This window comes from Streptomyces beijiangensis (genome assembly GCF_017315755.1).
GTDB classification, from domain to species: Bacteria; Actinomycetota; Actinomycetes; order Streptomycetales; family Streptomycetaceae; genus Streptomyces; species Streptomyces beijiangensis.
This window is the reverse complement of sequence record NZ_JAFLRJ010000308.1, coordinates 1-5,767: the sequence shown is the minus strand read 5'-3', so window position 1 is coordinate 5,767 and position 5,767 is coordinate 1. Positions and strand designations below refer to the sequence as shown.

Below are 5,767 nucleotides of genomic sequence, written 5' to 3'. Positions count from 1 at the left end.
TGCCGGTGGGCTCGTCGGCGAGGAGCACCTTCGGCTTCTTGACCAGGGCGCGGGCGATCGCGACGCGCTGCTGCTGACCGCCGGACATCTCGCCGGGGAGGTGGCCGCGGCGCTCGCCGAGACCCACCGACTCCAGGGCCTCCGCCGCCTGTGCGCGCCGCGCCTTGGCCTTGAGGCCGAGCGGCACGAGAGCCGTCTCGACGTTCTCCTGGGCGGTGAGGGTGGGGATCAGATTGAAGGACTGGAAGACGAAGCCGATGTTCTCGCTGCGTACCTTCGTCAGCTTGGCCTCGCTGAGCTTGGCCAGGTCGACGCCGTCGAAGACGATGCTGCCCTCGGTCGGCCGGTCGAGTCCGCCGAGCATCTGCAGCAGCGTGGACTTGCCGCCGCCGGTGGGGCCCTGGATGACGAGCCGGCCGCCGTCCTCGATCGTCAGGTCGACACCGGCGAGGGCGTTGACGGTCTTCTTGCCTTTGGCGTAACGCTTGATGACGCCGCTGAGTTCATACATGGGATCGCTCTCAACTCCTGCTGTACGTAAGGAAGTTCGGGGCTCTGTCCGGCCGGGCTACTCGACGCGGCGCAGCGCGTCCGCAGGCCGCAGCCGCGATGCGCGCCAGCCGCCGAAGGCGCCCGCGATGAGTCCGCCCGCGACAGCGAGGGCGACCGCCATGGCGATGGTGGTGACCGAGACGGGCGCGGTCAGCGCGATGTCCACGGCCTTGGACGCGGTCTGCCTGGCGGGGCCGCCGAAGCCGCCGCCACCACCGAAGCCGCCTCCGCCTCCGCCACCGCCGCCGCCCGTGGAGCCGAGCGAGGCGGAGAGCGTCGGGCTGATCGCGGTCACGGTGTACGCACCGGCCAGACCGAGCGCGATACCGAGCACCCCGCCGAGGAGGCCGTTGACCAGGGCCTCACCGACGACCTGCCCGGTGACCCGGCGGCTCTTCCAGCCCAGCGCCTTGAGCGTGCCGAACTCGCGCACACGCCGGCTGACGGCCGAGGAGGTGAGCAGTCCGGCCACCAGGAAGGCGGCGACGAGGACGGCGATCGACAGCCACTTGCCGACGTTCGTCGCGAGGTTCGACGCGGTGGACAGGGAGCCCGAGACCGACTTCGCCAGATCGGCGGAGGTGGTGACGGTGGTGCCCGAGATGTTCTTCTGGATCGTCGACTTGACGCTGCTGATCTGCTTCGAGTCGGTGGCCTTGACGTAGACCGTGGTGACCTTGTTCTTGGAGTCGGCCAGGGTCTGGGCCTGCGTCAGCGGGATGTAGACGTTGGCGGCCGCGTCACCGCTGTCGGGCGTCGCGACGCCGACGACCTTGAACTTCGTACCGGAGATGGTGACGGTCGAGTCGACCGCGAGCTTCTTCTCCTTGGCGTACGAGGCGTCGACGATGGCGACCTTGCCATTGTTCTCGGCGCTCGTGAAGGTGCGGCCCTTGGTGAGCTTGGAGGAGGTCAGCGGGCCGAGGCCCTGGTGCGCGACGTCGGTGCCGTACACGGTGAAGGAGTTGACGTCGAACGAGGCGCCGCCGCCCTGGACCTCGCCCTTCGGCGCGCCGGTGCCGCCGCCCTGGCGGCCGCCGGTGCCTCCGGCAGCCGTGCCCGGGTCCTGCTTGAACTCGCCGCGCTTGAACTGCCCGTCGACCTTCATGACGGTGAGCGAGAGGCCGCCGACGGCGTCGGAGACCCCGCTCTGCTTGCCGACCTTGTCGACGGTGGTGGAGGCCAGGGTCTGGAAGCCCTGGACCATGACGCGGTCGCTGGACTGCGTCGATGAGTCGTCGTTCTGCTTCGCGTCGAAGTTGAACTTCGGGCGCGCGTTGGAACCGGTCCCCGACGCAGGGGCGGCCTTGGTGACGGTCATGTCCGTACCGAGTCCGTACAGCGATTGCAGGACTTTGTCCTGCGCCGTGCTCATGCCCGTGGAGACAGAGGAGACGACGATGACCAGCGCGATGCCGAGGGCGAGCCCCGAGGCGACGACGAGCGCCGCCTTTCTGCGGCGGCGCAGTTCGCGCCGGAGGTAGGTGAAGAACATGGCGCGAAATTAAGTCGCTGCGGTGATGGTGGGATAAGGCCCGCGTGAGAGTCGCATGAGAACGCCGCAGGCGGCCGTTCCCCCTGTGGTGAGGGGGAACGGCCGCCTGCGGTCTGTGGCGTCGGATCAGACGGCCGAAGCGGCCTTCCACGCGGACCAGCTCAGGTTCCAGCCGTTGAGGCCGTTGTCGGGCTGGATGGTCTTGTCGTTGGAGTTCTTGACGATCACGACGTCACCGACGAGCGAGTGGTTGTAGAACCACGCGGCCGACGTGTTCGGGTCGTTGGCGCCCTTGGTGTCGGACAGGCCGACGCAGCCATGGCTGGTGTTGGTGGAGCCGAAGATCGACTTGGCGCCCCAGTAGTTGCCATGGATGAAGGTGCCCGAGTTGGACAGCCGCATGGCGTGCGGCACGTCCTTGATGTCGTACTCGCCCTTGCCGTCGGAGTCCGTGAAGCCGACCGTCGCACCGTTCATACGAGTCTGCTTGTACTTCTCGGAGATCACCATCTGGCCGTTGTACGTGGTGTGCTCCGGCGATCCCGCCGAGATCGGGATCGTCTTGATGACGGCCCCGTCCTGCATGACCTTCATGGTGTGCGCCTTGGCGTCCACCACGGAGACCTGGTTGCGGCCGATCTTGAAGGTGACCGTCTTGTCCTGGACACCGGTGACGCCGTTGGCGCCCTCGACTCCGTCCAGGGCCAGCTTCAGGGTGACGGTCGAGCCTTCCTTCCAGTACTGGTCGGGGCGGAAGTCGAGCCTCGTACCGGAGAACCAGTGCCCGACGACCTCCTGTCCCGCGCTGGAGGTGACCGTGACCGCGGACTGGACGGCCTTCTTGTCGGTGATCGCCTTGTTGAAGTTGATCGACACCGGCATGCCCACACCGACCGTGGAGCCGTCCTCGGGGGTGAAGTTCCCGATGAAGCTGTTGGCGGGCGAGACCGTGGTGAAGGACGAGTTCTCGTGGGCCTGGCGGCCCTTCGCGTCCGTGGCGGTCGCGTCGATCTTGTACGTCGTCGACCGGTCGAGCTGCGCGTCCGGCTTCCAGCTGGCGCCGTCGGCGGAGATCGTGCCCTTGACAGCGGCTCCGGCGGCGGTGGTCATCGCCACCTGTGTCAGCTTGCCCTCGCTGACGGTGACCTTGGCGTCACTGTTGATGCCCGCGTTCTGCGTGCCCGCCTTCGGCGCGATAACGATCTTCGCGGCGGACGCGTCCTCGGCGGCTGCCGCATCCGCCTGGGCCTGCGACGACTTCGAACTGTCGGGGCTGCTCGCCTTGTCGCTGCTGCCGCTGCATGCCGACAGCACCACAACGCCGCCGAGCACCGCTGACGCGGCTATCAGAGCCCTGCGTCGCTTGCTGTCCGTCATCACACGCTTCTCCATCGTTGCCGATTCCCCTGCCTTACCCCGTAAGAACACCCATACCGGCGGTTCAGTTCCGCATCATCCGAGGTTGTGGGGAACGACACGCCGGGTACCCCATCTTCCTCAGCCGAATCATCCGCCGAACATCGGGGTGGCCAGGGCTTTCCTCCACCACCTGGTGTCACTAGCATCAGTGTCCAGGGGGCCAATTCGTGTATGCCACAAGGGAGATCGATTCGTGCACGCGTCCGCTTCCGTACGCCGCCCGCTGCTGACCGCCACCGCTGCGGGCACGCTGCTCTGCGCCCTGTGGTTCGTACCGTCGGCGAATGCGACACAAGAGCCGCAGCAGCCGGTGGCAACAGTCGAGCACTCGGCAACGGCAGCCCAGCAAACAGCCAAGTAACCGGCCCGCTCAAGCCTCTCCGGCGATTGAGGAGCGGGGTCCGGGGCAGAGCCCCGAAACGCCCGCCGCAGGCCCCGCTCCCCGCCTCCTACGCCCTACGCCAGCGCCCCCGTCACGGTCTCCACGGCAGCAACCACGCCCCCGCCCCGCACAAACGCATCGGCAGCGGCAAGATCCGGCGCCAGGAACCGGTCGGGCCCGGGCCCCTCGACGCCTGCCTTCCGTACGGCCTCGATGACGGCCCGCGAGGCCGGCGCAGCCGTGAGCCCCTCGCGCAGCTCGATCGCGCGCGTGGAGGCGTACAGCTCCACGGCGACGATCCGCGCGAGGTTCCCCACGGAGGTCCGGAGCTTGCGGGCGGCCGACCAGCCCATCGACACGTGGTCCTCCTGCATGGCGGAAGACGGAATCGAATCGACCGAAGCAGGCACGGCGAGCCGCTTCATCTCACTCACCAGAGCGGCCTGGGTGTACTGGGCGATCATCAGCCCGGAGTCGACACCGGCGTCGTCGGCGAGGAAGGCCGGCAGCCCGTGCGAGCGGTTCTTGTCGAGCAGCCGGTCGGTCCTGCGCTCGGCGATGGACCCGAGGTCAGCGGCAGCGATCGCAAGGAAGTCGAGCACGTACGCCACAGGCGCCCCGTGGAAGTTCCCGTTGGACTCCACGCGCCCGTCGGCCAGCACGACAGGATTGTCGACAGCGGAGGCGAGCTCCCTCTCCGCGACGACGCGCGCGTAGGCGAGCGTGTCGCGCCCGGCCCCCGCAACCTGCGGAGCGCACCGCACCGAGTACGCGTCCTGGACCCTCGGCGCGTCGTCCTGGTGGTGCCCGGTGAGCTCGGACCCCTCAAGCACCTTCAGCATGTTGGCGGCGGCGGCACCCTGCCCCGGGTGGGGGCGAATCGCGTGCAGCTCAGGAGCGAGCACCTTGTCGGTCCCCAGCAGGGCCTCAAGGCTCAGCGCGGCAGTGACATCGGCGCTCTTGTAGAGCATCTCCAGGTCGTCGATGGCCATGACGAGCATGCCGAGCATGCCGTCGGTCCCGTTGAGGAGCGCGAGCCCCTCCTTCTCGCGCAGCTCGACGGGGGTGATCCCGGCAGCGGCGAGCAGCTCCCCGGCGGGCTTCACGACCCCGTCAGGGCCTTCCGCGTCGCCTTCGCCCATCAGGGTCAGCGCGCAGTGCGAGAGCGGCGCGAGGTCGCCGGAGCAGCCGAGCGAGCCGTACTCGTGGACGACGGGCGTGATGCCCGCGTTCAGTACGTCGGCCATGGTCTGGGCGACCTCCGGCCGCACCCCGGTGTGCCCGGAGCAGACGGTCTTGAGCCGCAGGAACATCAGGGCGCGTACGACCTCGCGCTCCACGTGGGGCCCCATGCCGGCGGCGTGCGAGCGCACGATGTTGCGCTGCAGCTGCGCGCGGAGCTCCGGGCTGATGTGCCGGGAGGCGAGCGCCCCGAAGCCGGTCGAGACGCCGTAGACCGGCTCGGGCTTGGCGGCCAGCGCGTCCACGATCGCGCGGGCGGCGGCAAGGGCGGAGAGAGCCTCGCCGGAGATCTCGATCCGGGCGTTCCCCCGGGCCACGGCGATGACGTCGGCGGTGGTGGTCCCGGACGTCCCCAACACAACGGTGTGCATATCCATATTCAGGAGCGTACGGACTGAAACCCAAACTGTCACCACCGGACAGCAGGTTGACCCCTTACCGATTCCGCAGCCCGGGCCGGCCCCTCACCCCGGCCCGTGCTGCGGCCGTGTCCCCCGGAAGCGGCGGCGGTCCGTTCGGGACGGCGGGGCGTCGGCGAGGCGGATGACCGCTCCGTCGCGGCCCGCCACCACCGGTTTCAGGGAGCGCGTCGCCTTTGCGCTGTACTGGGCCGCGTCCGCGAGGCGGAAGAGGCGGCGGGCCGAGCGCACGGGGCCGATGGGGTCGCCCGTCGAGGC

Annotated in this window: 5 protein-coding genes and 1 pseudogene; 1 reads left to right on the top strand and 5 read right to left on the bottom strand. The window is 69.0% G+C overall.

Annotation, left to right across the window (positions count from 1 at the left end; all coding sequences use genetic code 11):
* The 3 genes from J0695_RS28195 to J0695_RS28185 all read right to left on the bottom strand — a co-directional run.
* Positions 1 to 511, bottom strand: a 511-nt coding sequence (locus J0695_RS28195) for an ABC transporter ATP-binding protein (protein WP_206966631.1), incomplete at its 3' end; no start/stop codon positions are given.
* Between the two features lie 57 nt (positions 512 to 568).
* Entirely contained in the window at positions 569 to 2,047 is a 1,479-nt protein-coding gene (locus J0695_RS28190) for an ABC transporter permease (protein ID WP_206966629.1), read from the bottom strand.
* Positions 2,048 to 2,173: 126 nt separating this feature from the next.
* On the bottom strand, positions 2,174 to 3,439 hold the full coding sequence (locus J0695_RS28185) for a L,D-transpeptidase (protein ID WP_206966627.1): 1,266 nt from the start codon (positions 3,437 to 3,439) through the stop codon (positions 2,174 to 2,176).
* Positions 3,440 to 3,659: 220 nt separating this feature from the next.
* Between J0695_RS28185 and J0695_RS28180 the strand changes: the two genes are divergently transcribed.
* The gene (locus J0695_RS28180) at positions 3,660 to 3,827 is read left to right on the top strand and encodes a hypothetical protein (protein ID WP_206966635.1); all 168 of its coding nucleotides are present in this window, start codon (positions 3,660 to 3,662) and stop codon (positions 3,825 to 3,827) included.
* Positions 3,828 to 3,922: 95 nt separating this feature from the next.
* Here the strand turns inward: J0695_RS28180 and hutH are convergent, their stop codons facing one another.
* Positions 3,923 to 5,461: a histidine ammonia-lyase gene (gene hutH, locus J0695_RS28175; protein ID WP_206966633.1), complete on the bottom strand. Its 1,539-nt coding sequence runs from the start codon at positions 5,459 to 5,461 to the stop codon at positions 3,923 to 3,925.
* Between the two features lie 93 nt (positions 5,462 to 5,554).
* Positions 5,555 to 5,767, bottom strand: a pseudogene (locus J0695_RS28170) (diguanylate cyclase); the annotation flags it as partial.

Coding starts and splice junctions, on each gene's coding strand:
- J0695_RS28190 (WP_206966629.1), bottom strand. CDS start 2,047: ATGTTCTTCACCTACCTCCGGCGCGAACTGCGCCGCCGCAGAAAGGCG.
- J0695_RS28185 (WP_206966627.1), bottom strand. CDS start 3,439: ATGGAGAAGCGTGTGATGACGGACAGCAAGCGACGCAGGGCTCTGATA.
- hutH (WP_206966633.1), bottom strand. CDS start 5,461: ATGCACACCGTTGTGTTGGGGACGTCCGGGACCACCACCGCCGACGTC.